The sequence below is a fragment of the Streptomyces sp. NPDC051664 genome (assembly GCF_044453545.1).
In the GTDB taxonomy this organism is placed as follows: Bacteria; Actinomycetota; Actinomycetes; order Streptomycetales; family Streptomycetaceae; genus Streptomyces.
Window position 1 is genome coordinate 178,556 of sequence record NZ_JBITCU010000011.1, and the last position, 20,744, is coordinate 199,299.

The 20,744-nt window shown below is 71.2% G+C and carries 18 protein-coding genes; 10 read left to right on the plus strand and 8 right to left on the minus strand.

The window, feature by feature from the left end; translation table 11 throughout:
• Positions 1 to 4 precede the first annotated feature (4 nt).
• Both ACIA8E_RS22005 and ACIA8E_RS22010 read left to right on the plus strand, forming a co-directional pair.
• A complete protein-coding gene (locus ACIA8E_RS22005; protein ID WP_326602344.1) occupies positions 5 to 655 on the plus strand; it encodes a response regulator transcription factor in 651 nt (216 codons plus the stop codon).
• 99 nt (positions 656 to 754) lie between these two features.
• Positions 755 to 1,912, plus strand: a complete 1,158-nt coding sequence (locus tag ACIA8E_RS22010) for an ROK family transcriptional regulator (protein WP_399300798.1) — start codon at positions 755 to 757, stop codon at positions 1,910 to 1,912.
• Positions 1,913 to 1,961: 49 nt separating this feature from the next.
• Here ACIA8E_RS22010 and ACIA8E_RS22015 read toward each other — a convergent pair whose 3' ends face one another.
• The gene (locus ACIA8E_RS22015; RefSeq protein WP_399300801.1) at positions 1,962 to 2,729 is read right to left on the minus strand and encodes a GntR family transcriptional regulator; all 768 of its coding nucleotides are present in this window, start codon (positions 2,727 to 2,729) and stop codon (positions 1,962 to 1,964) included.
• A 265-nt stretch (positions 2,730 to 2,994) separates the two neighbouring features.
• On the minus strand, positions 2,995 to 3,879 hold the full coding sequence (locus tag ACIA8E_RS22020; RefSeq protein ID WP_399300803.1) for an RNA polymerase sigma-70 factor: 885 nt from the start codon (positions 3,877 to 3,879) through the stop codon (positions 2,995 to 2,997).
• Between the two features lie 190 nt (positions 3,880 to 4,069).
• Here ACIA8E_RS22020 and ACIA8E_RS22025 point away from each other — a divergent pair, with 190 nt between their 5' ends.
• The 3 genes from ACIA8E_RS22025 (at position 4,070) to ACIA8E_RS22035 (ending at position 8,697) form a co-directional block, all read left to right on the plus strand.
• Positions 4,070 to 4,900, plus strand: a complete 831-nt coding sequence (locus tag ACIA8E_RS22025) for an alpha/beta fold hydrolase (protein WP_399300805.1) — start codon at positions 4,070 to 4,072, stop codon at positions 4,898 to 4,900.
• 204 nt (positions 4,901 to 5,104) lie between these two features.
• Positions 5,105 to 6,685 (plus strand): alkaline phosphatase D family protein, encoded by a 1,581-nt coding sequence (locus tag ACIA8E_RS22030; protein ID WP_399300807.1) that lies wholly within the window; start codon positions 5,105 to 5,107, stop codon positions 6,683 to 6,685.
• Between the two features lie 548 nt (positions 6,686 to 7,233).
• On the plus strand, positions 7,234 to 8,697 hold the full coding sequence (locus ACIA8E_RS22035) for a GNAT family N-acetyltransferase (protein ID WP_399300946.1): 1,464 nt from the start codon (positions 7,234 to 7,236) through the stop codon (positions 8,695 to 8,697).
• Here the strand turns inward: ACIA8E_RS22035 and ACIA8E_RS22040 are convergent.
• Complete coding sequence (locus ACIA8E_RS22040) at positions 8,633 to 9,844, minus strand: trans-sulfuration enzyme family protein (protein WP_399300808.1); 1,212 nt, start codon at positions 9,842 to 9,844, stop codon at positions 8,633 to 8,635. The genes ACIA8E_RS22035 and ACIA8E_RS22040 overlap by 65 nt on opposite strands.
• Positions 9,845 to 9,903: 59 nt before the next feature.
• On the opposite strand from ACIA8E_RS22040, the gene ACIA8E_RS22045 reads away from it, so the two are divergent.
• On the plus strand, positions 9,904 to 10,410 hold the full coding sequence (locus ACIA8E_RS22045) for an Lrp/AsnC family transcriptional regulator (RefSeq protein ID WP_399300810.1): 507 nt from the start codon (positions 9,904 to 9,906) through the stop codon (positions 10,408 to 10,410).
• A 173-nt stretch (positions 10,411 to 10,583) separates the two neighbouring features.
• Positions 10,584 to 12,269, plus strand: coding sequence for a DUF885 domain-containing protein (locus ACIA8E_RS22050; RefSeq protein WP_399300812.1), 1,686 nt, complete (start codon positions 10,584 to 10,586; stop codon positions 12,267 to 12,269).
• A gap of 171 nt (positions 12,270 to 12,440) precedes the next feature.
• Here the strand turns inward: ACIA8E_RS22050 and ACIA8E_RS22055 are convergent, their stop codons facing one another.
• Complete coding sequence (locus ACIA8E_RS22055; RefSeq protein ID WP_399300814.1) at positions 12,441 to 12,935, minus strand: rhodanese-like domain-containing protein; 495 nt, start codon at positions 12,933 to 12,935, stop codon at positions 12,441 to 12,443.
• Positions 12,936 to 13,023: 88 nt separating this feature from the next.
• On the opposite strand from ACIA8E_RS22055, the gene ACIA8E_RS22060 reads away from it, so the two are divergent.
• Positions 13,024 to 13,470 (plus strand): Lrp/AsnC family transcriptional regulator, encoded by a 447-nt coding sequence (locus ACIA8E_RS22060; protein ID WP_330243744.1) that lies wholly within the window; start codon positions 13,024 to 13,026, stop codon positions 13,468 to 13,470.
• Here ACIA8E_RS22060 and ACIA8E_RS22065 read toward each other — a convergent pair.
• The 3 genes from ACIA8E_RS22065 to ACIA8E_RS22075 all read right to left on the minus strand — a co-directional run bounded on the left by ACIA8E_RS22065 (position 13,460) and on the right by ACIA8E_RS22075 (position 18,684).
• Positions 13,460 to 16,606, minus strand: a complete 3,147-nt coding sequence (locus ACIA8E_RS22065) for an AAA family ATPase (RefSeq protein ID WP_399300816.1) — start codon at positions 16,604 to 16,606, stop codon at positions 13,460 to 13,462. The genes ACIA8E_RS22060 and ACIA8E_RS22065 overlap by 11 nt on opposite strands.
• Positions 16,603 to 17,769, minus strand: a complete 1,167-nt coding sequence (locus ACIA8E_RS22070) for an exonuclease SbcCD subunit D (RefSeq protein ID WP_399300818.1) — start codon at positions 17,767 to 17,769, stop codon at positions 16,603 to 16,605. Before ACIA8E_RS22070 ends, ACIA8E_RS22065 begins: the two co-directional genes overlap by 4 nt.
• A gap of 288 nt (positions 17,770 to 18,057) precedes the next feature.
• Positions 18,058 to 18,684 carry a YigZ family protein gene (locus ACIA8E_RS22075; RefSeq protein WP_399300820.1) on the minus strand — a complete coding sequence of 209 codons (627 nt, stop codon included), beginning with the start codon at positions 18,682 to 18,684 and terminating at the stop codon, positions 18,058 to 18,060.
• Positions 18,685 to 18,742: 58 nt separating this feature from the next.
• On the opposite strand from ACIA8E_RS22075, the gene ACIA8E_RS22080 reads away from it, so the two are divergent.
• Positions 18,743 to 19,165, plus strand: a complete 423-nt coding sequence (locus ACIA8E_RS22080) for a CoA-binding protein (RefSeq protein WP_399300822.1) — start codon at positions 18,743 to 18,745, stop codon at positions 19,163 to 19,165.
• A 70-nt stretch (positions 19,166 to 19,235) separates the two neighbouring features.
• Positions 19,236 to 20,069, plus strand: a complete 834-nt coding sequence (locus tag ACIA8E_RS22085) for an aminoglycoside N(3)-acetyltransferase (protein WP_399300824.1) — start codon at positions 19,236 to 19,238, stop codon at positions 20,067 to 20,069.
• Between the two features lie 100 nt (positions 20,070 to 20,169).
• On the opposite strand, the gene ACIA8E_RS22090 is transcribed toward ACIA8E_RS22085, so the two are convergent.
• On the minus strand, positions 20,170 to 20,730 hold the full coding sequence (locus tag ACIA8E_RS22090; RefSeq protein ID WP_313936204.1) for a YbaK/EbsC family protein: 561 nt from the start codon (positions 20,728 to 20,730) through the stop codon (positions 20,170 to 20,172).
• Positions 20,731 to 20,744 lie beyond the last annotated feature (14 nt).

A 20,744-nucleotide genomic window follows, 5' to 3' on the forward strand; every position in this document is an offset into this window, starting at 1 on the left:
CCGGATGCCGGTCACCGTTCTTCTGGTCGACGACGAACCTCTCGTACGCGCGGGGCTGCGCGCGGTCCTTGAGGCTCAGCCCGATATCGAGGTGGTGGGCGAGGCGGCCGACGGCGCAGCAGTGATCCCGCTGGTGCACAAGTTGCGCCCCGATGTGGTGGCGATGGACGTGCGGATGCCCTTGATGGACGGCATCGAGGCGACCCGGGTGGTGCTGCGCACGGTGCCTGATCCGCCGAAGATCCTGGTGGTGACGACATTCGAGAACGACGAGTACGTGTACGAGGCGCTGCGCGCCGGGGCGGACGGCTTTCTGCTCAAGCGCGCCCGGCCCGCGGAGATCGTGCATGCGGTGCGCCTGGTCGCCGAGGGGGAGTCCCTGCTGTTCCCGGCCGCGGTCCGGCAGCTGGCCGCCGAGTACGGGACGAGCAAGGCGAAGGCCGTCATGAAGCGGGCATCGCTCACGGAGCGCGAGGCTGCGGTGCTCCGGTTGATGGCCCGGGGTCTGTCGAATGCGGAGATCGCCGCCAAGCTCGTGGTCGGCGTCGAGACAGTGAAGACCCATGTCAGCGCGGTGCTGGCCAAGTTGGGGGCCAGGGATCGGACCCAAGCGGTGATCGCCGCGTACGAGTCCGGCTTCGTGGCTCCGAGCTGACGCCGTCCCCGCCCGGAACCCGTCGCGGCCCACGGTCGCCCTGCCTCCGGGCAGCGAGTACGATCCGCCTGACATGCGCACGAGCTGGAAGGAATCACCGTGGGCCGGCTGACCGGTGGGGACCCGTCGCTGCTGCGACGGATCAATTCCGCGGTGGTGCTCCATGCTCTCAGGGGTGCCCACTCCCCCACGCTCACCGACCTGACCCGGATCACGGGTCTGTCCCGGCCCACGGTGGAAGGCGTCGTCGAGGGGCTTTTCGAGGCCGGGCTGGTCGTCGAAGCGACACCCGACGAGGGTGAAGCCAGGCGTCAGGGCAGGCCGGCCCGCCGGTTCCGGTTCCGCGCAGAGGCAGGGCATCTGCTCGGCATCGAGATCGGTCCGCACCGCGTCTCCGCGCTGCTGTCCGGGCTGGACGGCCGGATCATCGGTGCCGGTTCACGCGAGGTGTCGGAGACCGCCGGCGCGGATGACCGGCTCGACCGGGTCAGGGCCGTGGTCGCCGATCTCCTGCGGCGTACCGGGGTGGCCCGGAGCAGTCTGCGTGCGGTCGGGGTGGGCAGCCCGGGCATCGTGGAGGCCGACGGGACGGTACGGCTGGGCACGGCGCTGCCGGACTGGACCGGTCTCGCGCTCGGTGAGCGGCTGCGGCGCTCCTTCCGATGTCCGGTCCTGGTGGAGAACGACGCCAACGCAGCGGCCGTGGCGGAGCACTGGAAGGGCGCGGCCACCGAGTCCGACGACATCGTGTTCGTCCTTGCGGGGCTGAGTCCGGGAGCCGGTTCGCTGATCGGCGGTCGGCTGCACCGCGGTTTCGGTGGGGCCGCGGGCGAGATCGGCGCGCTGCATCTGCTGGGTCGCGAAGTCACTCCGGAGAAGCTGCTGTCGACGACGGACACGCCGCTGGACCCGTTGGACGAGCAGGCGGTCGCCGCGGTGTTCGCGCAGGCTCGCCACGGTGACGTGCGGGCGATGGCGGCGGTCGACCGCTTCATCCAGCGCCTGGTGCATGATGTGGCGGCGCTGGTGCTGGCGCTCGACCCGGAGCTGGTGGTCGTCGGCGGCTGGGCCGCGGGACTGGACGGCGTCCTTGATCCGCTCCGCGGCGAACTGGCCCGCTACTGTCTCCGGCCGCCACGGGTCGCGCTGTCGCTGCTCGGCGAGGCGGCCGTGGCCACCGGCGCGCTGCGCCTGGCACTCGACCATGTCGAGGAGCAGCTGTTCGCGGTGGAGGGCACGGTGACGGCCCGCCGCTGAGTGCGACGGGCCGCGCGTTCATGTGCGGAGCCGGCGGGGCCGACCGGTCTCAGGAAGCCTTGCGCTCCTGGCCGGGGTGACTGATTTCCAGGTCACCCGAGGCGCCGAAGGTGAGCCGACAGGTGTCAGCCCGATAGGTGGCGACGGAGACAGCGGCCGTGCCTCCTGCGGCGAGGTAGCGGGTGGTGACGACGAGGACGGGTGCGCCGGGGAGGCGGTCGAGTTCCTTGGCGTCGTCCGCACGGGCCGAACCGAGCTCCACCGAACGGTCCTGGCCGTCCAGACCGAGACGGTGCAGTTCACGCACGACATTGCGGGCGCGGGTGGGACCCGACGGACTCTCGATCGCCGACAGTTCGGGCACTGACGACGACGGCACGTACAGGAGCTCCGCCGCGACAGACTGTCCCTGGGTGACCCGGATCCGGCGGACGATGTGCACGGGCTCGTCGCTCTCCACGTCGAGCATGGCGACCACCGGGGCGGGCGCGACGGCGGTCGTGCAGTCGACGGCCTGCCAGGCCTCGCCGGCACCGCCGTCCGTCCAGTCGTGCTGCGCGGTCGAGACGGCTACGCCCAGGCGCGGCGGTGCGACGGTGGTCCCGACGCCACGGCGGCGCTGCAGCCTGCCTTCGAGTTCGAGCTGCTCCAGAGCCTGCCGGAGCGTGGCCCGTGCGACGCCGAACCGGGCAGCGAGCTCACGCTCGTTGGGCAGGATCTCTCCCACCACAAAGTCCGAGTCGAGTGCCTCACTGAGCACGGTCTTGAGGTGCCAGTACTTCGGCTCCTGTACCGATTCCAGCTGCGTGGTCCCCACCCTGTCCTCCGCAATCACCCAGCGTCTTTTTCCGCGACGTTATTTATTAAAGGTTCCTGTCTTAACGTTGAGACCATAGGACGGCACACCCCCTTGGTCAAGACCAATCCTTATTCCGTCACGCAGCGAAACGGGCACCTGCCGCAGAGCGTTCACAGGACGTTCGTGGTGCCGTGAGGCCCGCGCAGCACAAAGCCCCACGTCCGGCGGGTCCGTGGGGCTTCGGTCGAGGCGGGTGTCGGGGGCGGGCGTCGGATCGGGCAGGCTATTCGACAGCCAGGCTGACGAGTTTGTCAGGATTGCGGACGACATATACACACTGGATGACGCCGTCCCTGATGTCGACCTGGAAGACGGAATCGGGCTTTCCGCCCGAAAGCACCAGCAGGGCCGGACCGCCGTTGAGTTCCAGGAATCGGATCTCCATGTCCGGAGGCTGAACATGGGCGACGGCCAGGAGGAAGCGGCCGACCTTGTCCTGGCTCTCGATGATCCGCAGCGGAGCCTTCGACTTCCCGCCGCTGTCGCCGACCAGACGCACATCGGGGGCGAGCAGCGCCAGCAACTCCTCGATGTCGCCGCCCGCCGCCGCGGCGAGAAACCGTTCCGTGAGGTCACGGCGCTGGGCCGGATCGACGTCGTAACGCGGCTTGCGCTCCTCCACATGCCGCCGCGCACGCCCGGCAAGCTGACGTACCGCAGCCTCGGTCCGGTCGAGGGTCGTGGCGATCTCCCCGTACGGGAAGCCGAAGGCCTCGCGCAGGACGAAGACGGCGCGCTCCAGCGGGGAGAGCGATTCGAGGACGACGAGCACGGCGACCGATACGGAGTCGGCGAGGACAGCCTGCTCGGCGGTGTCGGGAACAGCGGGACCGAAGTCGGTCACGAGCGGTTCGGGCAGCCAGGGTCCGACGTACGCCTCGCGCCGCGACTGCAACTGCCGCAGCCGGTCGACGGCGAGGCGGGTGGCGATCCGTACGAGGAAAGCCCGCGGCTCCCGTACGTCCTCGCGCGACGCGGACGACCAGCGCAGCCACGCCTCCTGCACCACGTCCTCGGCGTCGGCGATCCGGCCGAGCATGCGGTAGGCGACCCCGGTGAGGACGGGGCGGTGTTCTTCGAAGACGTCGGTCACGGTGTCGGTGGTCACGACTCCATCCCAGCCGACGCGCCGTGCCGTGTCCAGCCCGAATTGCCACGCCCCCTTGAACTACCGGCTACCGAACGGTAATTGTTGTTGACGAGGTGTCTAAATCACTTCATTCAGCGACACTTGCGCAGCCTGTCCGGAACTCGACACTCCAGCCCTTCACGCACGGCCCACCCCTGGGAGCAGCAGCATGGCCAGCACGGTCTCGTTCAGCGTCGACTCACCCCGAGGTCCGCGGACCGTGTCCGTGGCGTACGAACGGACCGGTTCCGGAGAGCCGCTCCTGCTGCTCCACGGCATCGGACACCACCACCAGGCCTGGGATCCGGTGCTGCCCGCGCTGGCACCCGAGCGGGATGTCATAGCCGTGGATCTGCCCGGCTTCGGCGTCTCCCCGGCGCTCCCGGACGGTGTTCCGTACGACCTGGGGAGCGTGGTGCCGGTGCTCGGCGCGTTCTGTGAGGCGCTCGGCGTGGACCGGCCACATGTCGCAGGGAACTCGCTCGGGGGACTGCTGGCACTGGAGCTGGGCCGCGAGAAGCTCGTACGGTCGGTGACGGCGCTGTCGCCCGCAGGTTTCTGGACGCAGAGCGAGCGGCGCTACGCGTTCGCGACGCTGCGGGCCATGCGACAGGGCGCACTCGCAATGCCGATGCCCTTGATCGAAGGACTCTCGCGCAGCGCGGCCGGGCGTGCCGCACTGACGAGCACCATCTACGCGCGACCGGGCCGCCGTTCACCCGAGGCGGTCGTCTCGGAGACCGTCGCCCTGCGCGAGGCGGCCGGATTCCACGAGACGCTCGCCGTCGGACGGAGTGTCGCGTTCACCGACGATGTGCCGGGGCTGCCGGTGACTGTCGCCTGGGGCAGTCGCGACCGTCTGCTGCTGCGCCGGCAGGGGATCAGAGCCAAGCACACCATCCCCGGTGCCCGGCTGGTGCGACTGCCCGGCTGCGGGCATGTGCCCATGAACGACGATCCGGCGCTCGTGGCACGCGTCATCCTCGACACCAGTCGCTGAAAAGGCAGGGGCCTCCGGACCGGCTTCACCGAGCGGCATGGCGCGCCGCAGTACGCCCAAACGGGAGCTGCACGGACGGGACATCGACGCGTGGTGCGGCCCGCTGTTCATCTGAGGTTGGTGTGCTCGCCGCCGACGGGCACAAAAGTGGGGCTCGTCGACCGGTCACCCGTACCTCTGCCCTGCCGCCCCGGAGGCGCCTCCATGTCGTACCGTCCGCGCATCCCTTCGCCCGACCGCCGCGCTGTGCTGCGCGGTTCACTGGCCGCTTCGGCCGCGCTCACGCTCCCCTTGACAGCGACGGCAGCCCCCGCCTTCGCCCTGTCCGGCCGACCGCGCGCGGCCTGGGGCGTTCAGGTGGGTGATGTCACCCCATCGTCCGCCCTCGTCTGGGTGCGTTCGGATCGTCCCGCGCGGATGATCGTGGAGACGTCGGCGACGGAGTCGTTCCGGCGGGCGCGTACCTGGCACGGGCCGCTGGTCGGCTCCGGTACCGACTTCACCGGCACGACGCCGCTGTACGGTCTGCCCGCCGGCGAGCAGGTGCACTACCGGGTGACGCTCGCGGACCCGGACGATCCGCGCCGGACCGGTGAGCCGGTGTACGGGACGTTCCGTACCGCGCCCGCCCGACGCCGCGACGGGGTCCGCTTCCTGTGGTCCGGCGACATCGCCGGACAGGGCTGGGGCATCAACCCGGACATCGGCGGCTACCGGGTGTACGACGAGATGCGCCGTCTCGACCCGGACTTCTTTCTCTGCAGCGGTGACAACATCTACGCGGACGGGGTGATCGAGCCGAGCGTGACGCTGCCCGACGGCCGGGTCTGGCGCAACGTCACCACCGAGGAGAAGGCGAAGGTCGCCGAGACGCTCGCCGAGTACCGCGGGAACTTCCGCTACAACCTCCTGGACGAAAACCTGAGGAGGTTCAACGCACAGGTGCCGTCGATCATCCAGTGGGACGACCACGAGGTGCGCAACAACTGGTATCCGGGACAGATCCTCGACGACGTCCGGTACACCGAGAAGAACGTCGACGTCCTGGCCGCGCGTTCGATGCGGGCGTTCCGCGAGTACTTCCCGGTGTCCACGCTGCACGAATCGTCCGGCGACGGCCGGGTGCACCGGGTGGTGCGGCACGGCCCGCTGCTCGACGTGTTCGTCCTCGACATGCGGTCGTTCCGCAACGCCAACTCCCCCGGTAGGCAGCCCGACGACACCACGGGCATCCTCGGCGCCGAGCAGCTCGACTGGCTCAAGCGCGAGCTGTCGCGGTCCCGCGCGGTGTGGAAGGTGATCGCCGCGGACATGCCGCTGGGACTTGTCGTCACGGACGGTGCGACGGACTTCGAGGCGGTGGCCCAGGGCGATCCCGGCGCCCCGCTCGGCCGCGAGCTGCAGATCGCGGAGCTGCTGCGGTTCATCAAGCACCGCCGTATCACCGGCACACTCTGGCTGACGGCCGATGTGCACTACACCTCGGCGCAGCATTACGCCCCCGAGCGCGCGGCGTTCAAGGACTTCGCACCGTTCTGGGAGTTCGTGTCGGGGCCACTGGCCGCCGGTGGTTTCCCCGCCAATGCGCTGGACAGCACGTTCGGTCCCGACCAGGTCTTCGTGCGGGCGCCCGACCGGGCGAATGTGTCGCCGATGGAGTCGCCGCAGTTCTTCGGCGAGGTCGACATCGACGGTGACAGCGGCGAGTTGACAGTGCGACTGCGGGCTCAGGGCGGTTCGGTGCTGTTCAGCAAGGTTCTGCAGCCGGGTCGCGTCGGGCAGTGAGCCTGCACCGCTGACCGACGTGGGCGGAGGCCCCGGACGGGTGTCCGGGGCCGATCGTCAGTGGTGGGTTCCACGGTTTTGCCAGACCCGATCAGTACAGGCCTTGGCCTGCTTCCGCCCTGGAGTCCTCGGGCCGGGCACTTGCCCGGCCCGGACTCCACGCTGCTCGGCAGGGAGCCGGCGGCTCTCGTCGACCGTGACCTGCCGAAGCCCGATCGGCGTGCGCAGTCCGCCCGTGCGGCCGCAGGCCGCCTGGTCGAAGGGTGCAGGGGGCGACGGCCGTGGACATCGTCCCGTAACCGGATTCGCCTCGTTGTAACGGGGCGGGCCCCGATCGCCCCGCCCCACCACGCCACTCGCTGCCCGCACCCGCTGCGAAGCGTTCACAAGCTGCCGCAGCCCGCGCACAGACCGCCACAACCGCAGTCACTCAAGACATTAACCAGCCAAAAACCGGCAATAAGGGACTAGATCCACACTTAACCCATCAGTCACAAGGCGTTCGTGATCAGGCAACACCGCTCCGTCACAGTGGAGCCATGACTGATGTGACATCTGCGAAGAGTGCCCGCCGCCCCCACCACTGGCGGCGGGACCTGATCGAGCTGGCCGCCCTGTTCACCGCGGTCGCGGTGGCCGACGCGATCGCCAACCTGATCGGGCACCAGCCGGACGGGCCGTATCTGCTGGTCGCGTCGGCCGTGGCGCTGACCGCAACGGCCACGTTCCACACATGGTGGGCACGGCGGCACAGCCACGCGCCGCCACCGACCGCCGACGGCCTGAGCGCCGACTACGACAGCTCGGGCCCGGACCGTTCGACCGACCGCCTCGCCGCCGCCACACCTATCGGCACCTCTACCGGCGCCGTCGCTCCGGTGGCTGCGCCCACCGCCACAGGCCCTGCCCTCTCCGCCGGGGATACGGTGCTGTGGCGGATGCGTACCACTGTCCGGGACACCCCCGGCAGCCTGGCCGCGCTGTGCATCGCGCTCGCCCGGCACCGGGTCGACATCCTCACCCTGCAGACGCACCCGCTGGCAGAGGGCACGGTCGACGAGTTCCTGCTGCGTGCCCCGGCCCCGCTCCAGATGCAGCAGCTGAGCCGGGCCATTTCAGCCGCGGGCGGCAGCTCCACCTGGATCGAGCGTGCCGACGCGCACGATCTGGTGGATGCCCCGACGCGGATTCTGGGCCTCGCCACGCGCACGGCCCTGGATGCGGCCGAACTCCCCCTCGCCCTGCGTCAGCTGCTCGGCCGCTGCACCATCCACTCGCTCCCTGCCGTGTCGATCAGTGGCCGCGCCACCGGCGAGACCGCGCCGGTCGAGGGGGTGCTGGAAGAGACCGTGATGCGGCTGCGTGACCCGTCCGGCGGTGCGATCACCATCGAACGTCCCTATCTGCCGTTCACGCCGACCGAGTTCGCCCGGGCCCGCGCCCTGGTCGAGCTCGACGCGCGGCTCGGCCCCCGCGTCCCGCGCAGCGAGCACGTGCTCACGCTGCCCGAGGGCAACGAGATCACCGTACGCCGCGCGGACCAGAGCGATCTGTCAGCCGCCCGCGCCATGCACGACCGCTGCTCCGATCAGACACTGCGGCTGCGGTACCACGGCCCGGTCCGTGATGCCGACCGCTATCTGGACCACCTGCTGAGCCCCCGGTTCGGCCGCACCCTGGCCGTTCAGACGGCCTCCGGCCGACTCGTCGCCCTCGGCCACCTCCTCTGGGACGGCGACGAGACCGAGGTCGCCCTCCTCGTCGAGGACGACTGGCAGCGCCGCGGCATCGGCTCCGAGCTGCTCGGCCGTCTGGTCACGCTCGCCATCGAGGCCGGCTGCGAGAGCGTCTACGCGGTCACCCAGGCGTCCAACACCGGCATGGTCGCCGCGATGCGGGCCCTCGCGCTGCCTCTCGACTACCAGATCGAGGAGGGCACGCTCGTCATCACCGCCCGGTTGGAAGCCACTCCGGTACGGTCCCTGCCGCCGTACGAGCAGGCGGGTCGCTGAGCGCCTGACACAGGTCGGCCCACAGGTCCTCGACGTCCTCCAGGCCGACCGACATACGGAGCAGCCGGTCCCCGACACCCGCGGCCTGCCGGTCTCCCTCATCCACGATGCGGTGGCTGATGGAGGCCGGATGCTGGATCAGGGTGTCGACACTGCCGAGGCTGACCGCCGGCGTGATGAGCCGTACCGCGGAGATCACCCGGTGCGGATCCCCGTACACCTCGAACGAGACCATCGCTCCGCCCACCTTCGGGTAGTGGACCCGGGCGATGCGTGGGTCGGCGGTCAGCCGGCGGGACAGTTCGGCGGCGCTCGTGGAAGCGGCCCGAACCCGCACCGGCAGGGTGGAGAGCCCGCGCAGCAGCAGATACCCGGCCATGGGATGCAGCACCCCGCCGGTGGCGAAGCGGACTTGACGCAGCCGGGCCGCGAACTCCTCGTCGCAGGCGACGACCCCGCCCATCACATCGCCGTGCCCGCCCAGGTATTTGGTGGCGCTGTGCAGGACGATCCTGGCGCCGCGCTCGACAGGCCGCTGCAGGACGGGGGTGGCGAAGGTGTTGTCGACGAGCAGCGGCACCGAGCCGCAGGAGTGCGCGAGCGCGCGGATGTCGACCTCGGCGAGCGTCGGGTTCGCCGGCGTCTCGACCATCACCAGACCTGTGTCCGCACGGATGGCTCCCGCGATGCCCGCCGGATCGGTCCAGGTGACTTCGGTGCCCAGCAGCCCGGCGCCGAGCAGATGGTCGCTGCAGCCGTAGAGCGGACGGACGGCGACCACATGGCGCAGCCCCATGCTCGCGCGGGCCAGCAGGACGGCGGTGAGCGCCGCCATTCCACTGGCGAACGACACGGCGCTCGCGGTCCCTTCGAGGCGAGCGAGCGCCGTCTCGAACCGGGCCGTGGTCGGGTTGTCGAGCCGGGCGTAGACGGGCGGCCCGTCGGGCCTGGCGCCGGTGGTGGCGAAGGCGTCGATCCGTTCCGCCTCTCCCCTGGAGTCGTACGAGGGGTAGGTGGTGGACAGATCGATCGGCGGGGCGTGCAGGCCGAGTGCAGCGAGGTCGTCGCGTCCGGCGTGTACTGCTTCGGTGGCCAGCGCCCTGGACCGGGGTGTCGTCGAGGGCAGCATCGAGGCTTCGGTGTCCATGACACCACTCTGAACACTCACCGGATCAGTATGGAGAAGTGCCGTGCTACGTTCGACGAATGACCGATTCTGTCGTCCTGGACCCGGTAGATCTGCACATTCTGCGGCTGCTGCAGAACGATGCCCGGACCACCTACCGTGAGCTGGCCACGGAGGTCGGGGTCGCACCGTCGACCTGCCTGGACCGGGTGACCCGGCTGCGACGCTCGGGGGTGATTCTCGGCCATCAGCTCCGTCTCGACCCGGCCCGGCTGGGCCGCGGTCTGGAGGCGCTCCTCTCGGTACAGGTACGGCCGCACCGCAGGGAGCTCATCGGCCCGTTCGTCGAACGGATCAGGGCGTTGCCGGAGTCCCGCGCACTCTTCCATCTGACCGGCCCCGACGACTACCTGGTCCATGTGGCGGTCGCGGACACCGCGGATCTGCAGCGGCTGGTGCTGGACGAGTTCACCTCGCGGCGCGAGGTGGCCCGGGTGGAGACCCGGCTGATATTCCAGCAGTGGGACTGCGGGCCGCTGCTGCCTCCGTCGTCCGCAACGCCCGGACCGGCCGCGGAGACCGAATGACCGGGCCCGGCCACCGCGCCGAATGGCCGGGACCGGCCATCGCAACCGAACGATCAAGTCCGGCCGACGCGTCCCCATGACCCGGTGCGGTCATCGGGACTGTCACAAGTGCGACAGGTCGTCGAGGCCGATCGCTAGTGACGCGGGCCCCCTGGCCGTACGAGGATGTTCGCATGTCAGACACTACGCACAGCGCACTGCCCCGCCAGGTCGCCGACGACTACGTCGACGCATTCATCGAACTCGACCCGATCGCAGGCACCTACCTCGGCGTCGAGGCAAGCTCCAGCCGCCTGCCCGACTTCTCCCCCGCCGGGCAGGAAGCTCTTGCCGAGCTGGCCCGCACCACCCTGGTGAAGCTCGACGCGGCCGAGCAGCTGCCCGGCGCGGACAGCGATGCCGAGCGCCGTTGCGGCCGCCTGCTGCGCGAGCGGCTGACGGCGGAACTCGCCGTCCATGAGGCCGACGAGAGCTTGCGCGCCGTCTCCAATCTGCATTCCCCGGCGCACAGCGTCCGCGAGGTGCTGACGGTGACGCCGACCGAGACCGACGAGGACTGGGCCGCGATCGTGGAGCGGCTGCGCGCGGTTCCCGCGGCCCTGGAGGGGTACCGCACCTCGCTCGCGCTGGGCCTGGAACGGAAGCTGTACGGCGGTCCGCGGGCCACCACCACCTTTGTCGGCCAGCTGACGGAGTGGGTCGGCGACAACGGAACGGGGTTCTTCCAGAGCTTCGTCGCTCCTGGCCCGGACGCGCTGCGCGCCGATCTGGACGACGCCGCCCGGCAGGCCACGACGTCCTTGGTGGCGCTGCGCGACTGGATGCGTGATGTGTACGCCCCGGGGATCGAGGGCGCGCCCGACACGGTGGGCCGCGAGCGGTACGCACGCTGGTCGCGCTATTTCAACGGCACCGATCTGGATCTCGACGAGGCGTACGCGTACGGCTGGTCCGAGTACCACCGGCTGCTCGCCGAGATGAAGACCGAGGCCGAGAAGGTACTGCCGGGCGCGGGTCCCTGGGAGGCACTGGCCCATCTCGACGTGCACGGCAAGCACATCGAGGGTGTCGACGAGGTCCAGGCCTGGCTGCAGGGCCTGATGGACGAGGCCATAGAAGCACTCGACGGTACGCACTTCGAACTCGCCGAGCGGGTACGGAAGGTGGAGTCCCGGATCGCACCGCCCGGCGGCGCCGCCGCTCCCTACTACACGGGCCCGTCCGAGGACTTCTCGCGTCCCGGCCGCACCTGGCTGCCCACCATGGGCGAGACCCGCTTCCCGGTGTACGACCTGGTGTCCACCTGGTACCACGAGGGCGTGCCCGGCCACCACCTGCAGATCGCGCAGTGGACGCATGTCGCCGACAGCCTCTCCCGCTACCAGGCGTCGATCGGCATGGTCAGCGCCAATGCCGAGGGCTGGGCGCTGTACGCGGAGCGGCTCATGGACGAGCTGGGCTTCCTGCCCGACGCCGAGCGCCGCCTCGGTTACCTGGACGCGCAGATGATGCGCGCCTGCCGGGTGATCGTGGACATCGGCATGCACGCGGAGCTGGAGATCCCGGCGGACTCCCCCTTCCGTCCCGGCGAGCGGTGGACGCCTGAGCTGGGCCAGGAGTTCTTCGGCAATCACAGTGGCCGGCCTGCGGAGTTCGTGGAGAGCGAACTGACTCGCTACCTGTCCATGCCGGGGCAGGCCATCGGCTACAAGCTGGGCGAGCGTGCCTGGCTGCTGGGCCGGGAGAACGCCCGCAAGGCGCACGGCGACGCGTTCGACGCCAAGGCCTGGCACATGGCCGCCCTGTCGCAGGGGCCGCTGGGTCTGGACGATCTGGTCGACGAGCTGTCGAAGCTCTGACCTCGGACCGCACTCGGTGAGACGGCGGCCGGGCCCGGGCCCGTGCCATGGGCCCGGCCGCCGTCAGCCACGGGCTTGCGCCCGCTTCCTCCCGCCGCCGGGGTGAGTCTCCGCCGGGCGGCCGTACGGGCGATGGTCATCAGCCCGGTCGGGACGCACGGCTTGCGTCGTTCAGCAGCCGCAGTCGTCGGAGTCGACCGGTGCGGTGAGCGGGTCGGCGGCGCGCCGCCGACGCCCTTCCCAGGTCTCGAACTCGAAGCCCTCGCGCGCCCAGTACTCGAATCCGCCGAGCAGCTCCTTGACCTGGTAGCCCAGTTCGGCGAGGGCCAGGGCGGCGCGGGCGCCGCCGTTGCAACCGGGGCCCCAGCAGTACGTGACCACGGGCACGGCGGGGTCGAGGAGGTCCCGGGCCTGGTCCGCGATGAGCGCGGTGGGCAGGTGGACGGCACCGGGGATGTGCCCCTGGTCCCAGGAGGCGGTCGACCGGGAGTCGAGGACGACGAAGCCGGGGTCCGCGTCGGCCGCGAGCGCGGCGGCGACGTCGGAGACATCGGCGTGGAAGGCGAGCGAGGCACCGAAGTAGGCGGCGGCCGCGGCCGGGGAGGCCGGCGGTACGCGGAGGGCGGGGTTACCGGCGGAGGCGGTGAGCTGCGGAGTCATGACCAAAAATCTACGACCGGTGATCCGTTGCGGGAAGAAGAGATCCCCCGCACCGCGCTTGATTCGCCGGGGAATTCCCTGTTGTCTGCTCGGCATGACCGACTATTCCACGGACGCAACCGACTGGCGCATCCTCGATGCCCTGCAACGCGACGGGCGGGCCACCTTCGCCGAACTGGCGCGCGAGGTCGCCATGTCCCCCAGCGCGGTGACGGAGCGGGTGCGCCGGCTGGAGGAGGCGGGCATCATCCGTGGTTACGCCGCCGTGGTGGATCCGGAACGGCTCGGACTGCCGATTCTCGCCCTCGTACGGCTGCGCTATCCGAACGGCAACTACAAGCCGTTCCACGATCTCCTCGACACCACACCCGAGATCGTGGAGGCCCACCATGTCACCGGCGACGACTGCTTCGTACTCAAGGTCACCGCCCGCTCGATGAGTCACCTGGAAGGGGTCTCGGGAAAGATCGGCGCGCTCGGCTCCGTCACCACCAGCGTCGTCTACTCCTCGCCCCTCCCCCGGCGGGCCATCAGCCGCTGACCGCGCCGCCGGCCCGGTGCCGCACCGCCGATCCGTACCGTTCCTTGACCACTTCGAGCTGGGCGGGGATTCGGCGGCGCAGATCGGCGACATGGCTGACGATGCCGACGCTGCGGTCCCGCTCGCGCAGCGAGTCCAGTACGTCGAGCACCTCGTCCAGGGTCTGGTCGTCCAGACTGCCGAACCCCTCGTCGATGAAGAGGGTGTCCAGCCGGACCCCGCCCGCCTCGTCGGTGACGACATCGGCGAGGCCGAGAGCCAGGGCGAGCGAGGCGAAGAACGTCTCGCCGCCGGAGAGCGTGGCCGTGTCACGCTCTCGGCCGGTCCAGGCGTCGACGACATGCAGCCCGAGGCCGGCCCGGCGGCCTCCGGTGCGCGCGTCGGAGTGGACCAGTGTGTAGCGGCCCGACGACATGCGCTGCAGCCGGGCCGTGGCGGCGGCCGCGACCTGTTCGAGCCGGGCGGCGAGCACGTACGACTCCAGCCGCATCCTGCGTTCGTTGTCGGCCGACGTTCCGGCGGTGAGCCCGGCGAGCCGTGCGACCCGCTCGTACTCCTCGCGCAGCGGTCCCAGCCTGCGCACTTCGTCCGCCGCGCGGCGCGACAGCCGGTCGAGTTCGGTGCAGCGCTCCCGGGTGGCGGCGAGCGTGGCAGCGGCGTCCCTCATCTGTCGTTCGGCCGCGTCGTACGCCGCCTGCGCCGCGCCCGGGTCGGCCGGTGGGCGTTCGGCGGCGGCACGGGCCTCCACCTCGGCGAGCCGGTCGGCGACGGCTGCGGCCTCGGCCTGCCAGGCGTCGATCAGGTGCTGGAGTTCGCGCTGCTCGGAAGCCGGGAGCAGGGTCGCCACGGCGGCCTGCGGCGTGTCGAAACCGGCCCGGAACGCGGCGTCCGCGAGCCGGCCGTCGGCCTCCTTGCTGCGCTGCGCCGCCGTTTCCTCGGCGCGCACCGCCTCCGCGGCGTCGGCGAGCAGGGCGACCCGGCGCTCCAGCCGGGCGGCATGCGCGGCGACACTGTCGGACTCCCCACGGGCGGTCACCAACTCGGCCTCCAGGACGGTCTGTTCGCGGTGGAGCCCCTCCCGCCGGGACATGCGGGCAGCGGCGCGGCGCTCGGCCGACTGCCGCTCTTCGAGCCGCTCGGTCTGCTCGCGTTCGGCGGCTGCGAGAGCCTCGCGCGCGGCGTGCGTGCCGGCGGCGGCGCGGTGCGCCTGTGCGTGCTCGGTCGCCAACCGGGTTACCAAAGCGTCGAGTTCGGCGACGGTGGGGTCGGGGGCCGGTGACGTGACGGCGTGGGCCGCATCAGCAGCGGCGGCGCCGGTATCGGCACCGGACAGGTCGTCGGCGTCGGTTCCAGCGACGCGGGCCTCGACGCCGCCTGCCGCACCCGCGCCCCGCGCCAGCGCCGGCCGGGCCGCCGCCCGCGCCGCAGCGTGCTTCTCGCGTACGACTCCGAGCTCCCGGTCCGCCTCCGTACGGATCTGCTCGGCCCGCCGGTACGTGTCGAGAGCGGCCTCCTCGGCCGCCTTGTCGACATGACCGTCACCGGCGCGGGCCGGAATCGGGTGGTCGCCCGACCCGCACACCTTGCAGGCCTCGCCGTCGACCAGCTGCGCCGCGAGCTCGGCGGCGATGTCCCGCACCCGCCGTTCGCGCAGCTCCAGCCACGTCTCATGGGTGCCGAGCGCGCGCTCCCGGGCCGCAGCCAGCCGGTCCGCGGCGGCCGCCGTCTCCGTCGCGAGCACATCTCGGCGCCGTGCCGCTTCCAGCTGTCGGCGAGCCGGTTCCAGCCGGCCCGCCAGCTGTTCGGCGCGGGTCGCGGACTCCTGCGCCGCCTCGATGCGTTCCTGAAGGCCGCGGCGGGCGGATTCCCAGCCCGCGAGCCAGCCTGCCGCTTCCAGGATCAGTTCGTCGTCGGCCCGGGCCTGCCGCTCCAGTTCGGCCCGCTCGGTGTCGATCTCCGCGCTGCGCCGCTCGGCCCGACGCGCGGCGTCCAGGCCGCCCAGCTCCTGCCGGAGCCTTCGTTCCAGAGCCGCCAGCTGTTCCGCACCGGCGTCGACAAGGGTGTCCGGCAGCTGGGCGCGGGCGCGCTCGCAGGCAGCGCTCGCCGTTCGGTAGGCCCGTTCCGCTTCGTCACGCAGCTCCAGTGCGGGGGCGACGCGATCTGCTCTGCGGGCACGTTCGAGCCGGGCCTGGTGCCCGTCGCGGTCGGGGCGACGGGCTTCGAGTTCGGTGGCGCGGCGCCGCGTCTCCTCGTACCGCTGCTGAAGCCTGGCGAGTTCGCGCGCGGCGTCGAGTTCGCGCCGGGCTGCCGCCTGTCGGCTTTCGGCCGCGGCCAGGACGGACTCAGCGATGTCGAGCCTTTCGCGGGCGCCGCTGCGAGCGACGGCGGACCACTCCAGTACGCCGTCGGACAGTCCCGGCTCGCCGGGCTGGGCGTCCGGCAGGGGCAGCTCGCCGGCCGCCGGTCCCGCGGCTTGGGCGATCCGCTGGGCGATCGCGAGAATGTGTTCGTCCCCGGCCTTGACCTGGGTTTCTGCGGTACGGCGCAGTTCGGTGAGGCGTTCCTCGACGGCCGCGAAGCGGCGGGTGTCGAAGAGCCTGCCGAGCAGTTTGCCGCGTGCTTCGGCGTCGGCGCGCAGAAAGCGTGCGAAGTCGCCCTGCGGCAGAAGCACCACCTGGCAGAACTGGTCCCGGCTCATCCCGATGAGCTGGGTGATCTCCTCACCGATCTCCTGATGCGACCGGCTGAGTGCCTGCCAGCCGTTCTCGGGGTCGTACTCGCGCAGCCAGCTCTGGGCCTTCTCGGTGGTGAAGCCGTCGCCCTTCTTCTTGGGGCGGGGCTGGGCGGGGCGCCGGGTGATCTCCAGGTGCCGTCCGCCGACGGTCAGTTCCAGCCGCACTTCGGTAGGGAGGCCGGCCGGGGCGTGGTCGCTGCGCAGCGAGGTGCCGGGGCTCTGGCGGGCGCCGGGCACCGCGCCGTACAGCCCGTAGCAGACGGCGTCGAGGACAGATGTCTTCCCGGCTCCGGTGGGGCCGTGCAGCAGAAAGAGTCCGGCAGATGAGAGCGCGTCGAAGTCGACGGCTTGGGTGGTGCCGAACGGGCCGAAGCCGGTGAGGGTGAGTCCGTGGAGTCTCAACGGTTCCCCTCGCGCACGCCGTCGTCCACCCGCACGTGGTCGAAGGCGCCGCGCAGCACCGTACGCTCGCGGTCGTCCGCCCCGTTCCCGCCCCGGACATGCGCCACGAAGTCCTCCGCGATCTGCTGGTCGTCGCGCCCCTTGAGGCGCTGTGCGTACGAGGCGAGCGGATCCTCGGGGGCCCGCTCGGGGTCGAGGACGAGGCTGAGGGTGTGCGGGAACCGCGCCATGAGACGGGCCATCGGCTCGTCCGGACGGACGGGGTCGGTGAGAGTGGCCTCCACCCACGCCTCCTCGTGCCGGGCCAGCGCGGGGTCGACGAGAAGCGTGTCGAGGCGGCCGCGGAGCCGGGCGAGCGGCCGGGGCACCGGGAAGTCGATCCGTTCGGCGGTGATCGCTCCCGTGGCGTCGAGGTCGATCAGCCACATGGTCTTGCGGTGGTCCGCCTCGGAGAAGGAGTAAGCGAGGGGCGAGCCGGAGTAGCGGACCCGCTCGCTGACGGCCTGACTGCCGTGCAGGTGGCCGAGCGCCGTGTAGTCGACGCCGTCGAAGACTCCGGCGGGGACGGCGGCGACTCCGCCGACGGTGATGTCGCGTTCGCTTTCGCTGGGTGCGCCGCCCGCGACGAAGGCGTGGGCGAGCACCACGGACCGGGTGGAGTCCGGCCGTGCCGCGAGGTCGGCGCGGACGCGGCCCATGGCGGCGGTCAGCACGGCCTCGTGTCCGGCCCGCTCTGCTTTGAACACGTCCTTGACGAGGGCCGGTTCGAGGTAGGGAAGTCCGTAGAACGCGACGTCGCCGTGGTCGTCCCGCAGGACCACGGGTGTGGCGCACTGCGCGGGGTCGGTCCGCAGATGGATGCCGGCCCGGCCCATCAGACCGGCGCCCACACCGAGCCTGCGGGCCGAGTCATGGTTTCCGGAGATCATCACTGTGGGTACCCCGACGGCGGCGAGCCGGTGCAGGGCCCGGTCGAAGAGCTCCACGGCGGACAGCGGCGGCACGGCCCTGTCGTACACATCACCCGCCACCACCACGGCGTCGACCTCGCGTTCGCGCACAGTCGCCACCAGATGATCGAGACAGTCGGCTTGCGCGTCGAGCAGGGAGGCCCGGTGGAACGACCGCCCCAGGTGCCAGTCCGATGTGTGCAAAATCCTCAAGACCTGGCTCCGACCTGCATGTTCCGCTTCCTTCGCCCCCAGCGTCCGCGCCTGCCGTGCCCGGGAGCCGCACCGGACCGGCGCGGGACTGCACGGAAGCCACCGACCACGCTAACGCCGCGGTTCCTCTGATCCCTCACGAATCTGCTTCCTCACAGCCCACAGTCTCCCATCGCCGCGCACCGCCTCCGACATGTTCAGCGAATGAGATCGAGCTGGGGTCCGATGCCCAGCCGTTCCGCCTGCCGGCGGTCCCGCAGCCCGGCCGCGCCACCCCGCCAGGCGCGATCAGACGTCCCCGTACGCCTCACCGCCCAGCTCCAGCAGCGCCTCACCCGCGGTCGCATCGGCCAGCCAGCTCCGGAAGCTCTCGACATCGGAGTCCGGCAGTCCGATCTCGATGATCACCGCCTCCGCGTACCGGACCTCCCGCACGGCCAGTCCCGTGGCGCGCAGATCGTTCTCCAGCCTGCCGGCCCGCTGGTGGCCGACGGTGATCGTGGCGAGCCGGAACCGCTGCCGGGTGATCGTGCCGAGCTCGTCGAGAGCCTCGCCGACCACCCCTCCGTAAGCCCGGATCAGTCCCCCGGCCCCGAGCTTCACACCGCCGTAGTAGCGGGTGACGACGGCGGCGACGTACCGCATCTCGCGGCGCATCAGCATCTGCAGCATCGGGACGCCCGCGGTGCCGCCGGGCTCTCCGTCGTCACTGGCCTTCTGCACGGAGGCGTCGGCGCCGATCACGTACGCGAAGCAGTTGTGGGTGGCGGTCGGATGTTCCCTGCGGATGCGTGCGACGAAGTCCTGCGCCTCCTGCTCGGTGGCGGCGGGGGCGAGCGCGCAGATGAAGCGCGATCGGTTGATCTCGGTCTCGTGCACGCCCGCTCGGGCGACTGTCCGGTACTGCTCCTGCATCCGGCCACCCTATGCGCAGGGCGGGAATGGCCCACGACCCCTGTCCGTTGACCGAGTCATGTATGCAGACACGGTCACGGACGCAGAGACGGTCCGCAGGATTCTTCAGAACACGGGCGACACCTGGGCCGTGGTGGGACTGTCCAACAACGAGTCGCGCGCTGCCTACCGCGTCGCCGCGGTCCTCCAGCGCTTCGGCAAGCGCGTCGTCCCCGTACATCCCAAGGCGGAGCGGGTCCACGGCGAGGAGGGGTACGCCTCGCTGGCGGACATTCCGTTCCCGGTCGATGTCGTGGACGTCTTCGTCAACAGCGAACTGGCGGGGGCCGTCGCGGACGAGGCGGTCACGATCGGCGCCAAGGCGGTCTGGTTCCAGCTCGGCGTGATCGACGACGCTGCGTACGAACGCACACGGGCGGCCGGACTCGACATGGTGATGGACCACTGCCCGGCGATCGAGATCCCCCTTCTGGACCGATGAGCGAGGTGCCGCGTCTCGGCCGAATGTGCGGGGTGTCACACATGCCGAACGGCTGGGAGAATGTCCCGCTGTGAGTGTCACCGGTGCGTCCGCCGTCCTGACCGTTCCCCACCGCCGAAGCCGGCTGGCCGATGAGCTGTCCGAACTCGGTGTGGCGCGGGACGGTGTCCTCATGGTGCATGCGTCGATGCGCGCGACGGGGGCGGTGAGAGGCGGAGTGCGGGCGGTGATCGGCGCACTCCGGGACGCGATCGGCGCGGACGGCACCCTGGTCGTCCCGTCGTTCACACCGGAGAACTCCGATACGTCCCCGCACTACCGCGAGCGGGTGCGCGGCCTCGGCGCCCCGGCCCGGGAGGCCGTGCGGGCGAGCATGCCGCCCTTCGACCGGGCGACGTCGGCCGCACCGTCGATGGGCCGCCTCTCGGAGGCCGTACGACAGACGCCGGGGGCCGCGCGCAGCGGCCACCCCCAGACGTCGTTCGCCGCGCTGGGCCCTCTCGCCGAGAAGCTCGTCGCGCACCACCGCCCCGACTGCCACCTCGGCGAGGACTCGCCGCTGGCCTGCCTCTATGACGTACGGGCCCAAGTGCTGCTGCTGGGCACCGGGTTCGACTCCTGCAGCGCGTTCCACCTCGGCGAGTACCGCGTGCCCGATCCGCCCCGCCGCAGCTACCGCTGCGTGGTGACGACCGGAGGCAGACGCCACTGGTGGGAGTACGAGGACGTCGCGCTGGACGACAGCGACTTCGCAGTGCTCGGAGCGGAGTTCGAGCGCACGGCCGACGGCACTGCGGTACGCACCGGCACGGTGGGGTCGGCGACGGCACGGCTCTTCCGCTTCACCGACGCGGTGGACTTTGCGACCCGCCGGCTTCCGTCCCACCGGGCGGCGCGGCCGTAGCGAGGCCGAACGCCTCCTCGGCTCCCGGTGCTTGCCGCTGCCTCCGCCGAGTTGCGCGGGCCTCGGCACCGCGACGACCTCGAGCAGAAGCGTCGGCGCCTCACACCGTGACGCCGAGTCCCTCGACGAGCACCGCGTTCGGCAGGGCCGCGAGAGCCTTCCCCGGGACGATCAGCTTGCCCCGGCGGCTGCCGCTGCCGATCAGTACCCACTCCTCGTCCACCACTGCGGGATCGAGCAGCAGCGGCCAGCCGGCCGGGAGTCCGATCGGGGTGATTCCCCCGTACTCCATGCCCGTCTCGCCGACCGCCGTGTCCATGGAGGCGAACGACGCCTTGCGGGCGCCGAGGTGCTTGCGGACCGCCCCGTTGACATCGACGCGCGTGCGGGAGAGGACGACGCAGGCTGCCAGGGTGACCTCGCCGCCGCGCTTGCCGGCCACCACGACGCAGTTGGCCGACCGGTCGAGCAGGTCGGCGCCGTGGTGGGCGACGAAGACCGCCGTGTCCGCGATCTCCGGGTCCGTGTCGACATGGAGGATCCGGTCGGCGGGAACACCGCCCCACCCCTCACGCACGGCCTCGGCGACCGGAGGGGTGAGGAGGTCGATGCGGTCGACGGCGGGGGCGGCATTCTCGAAGGTGCCGATGGGTGCGCGCATACGCGCCACGCTAA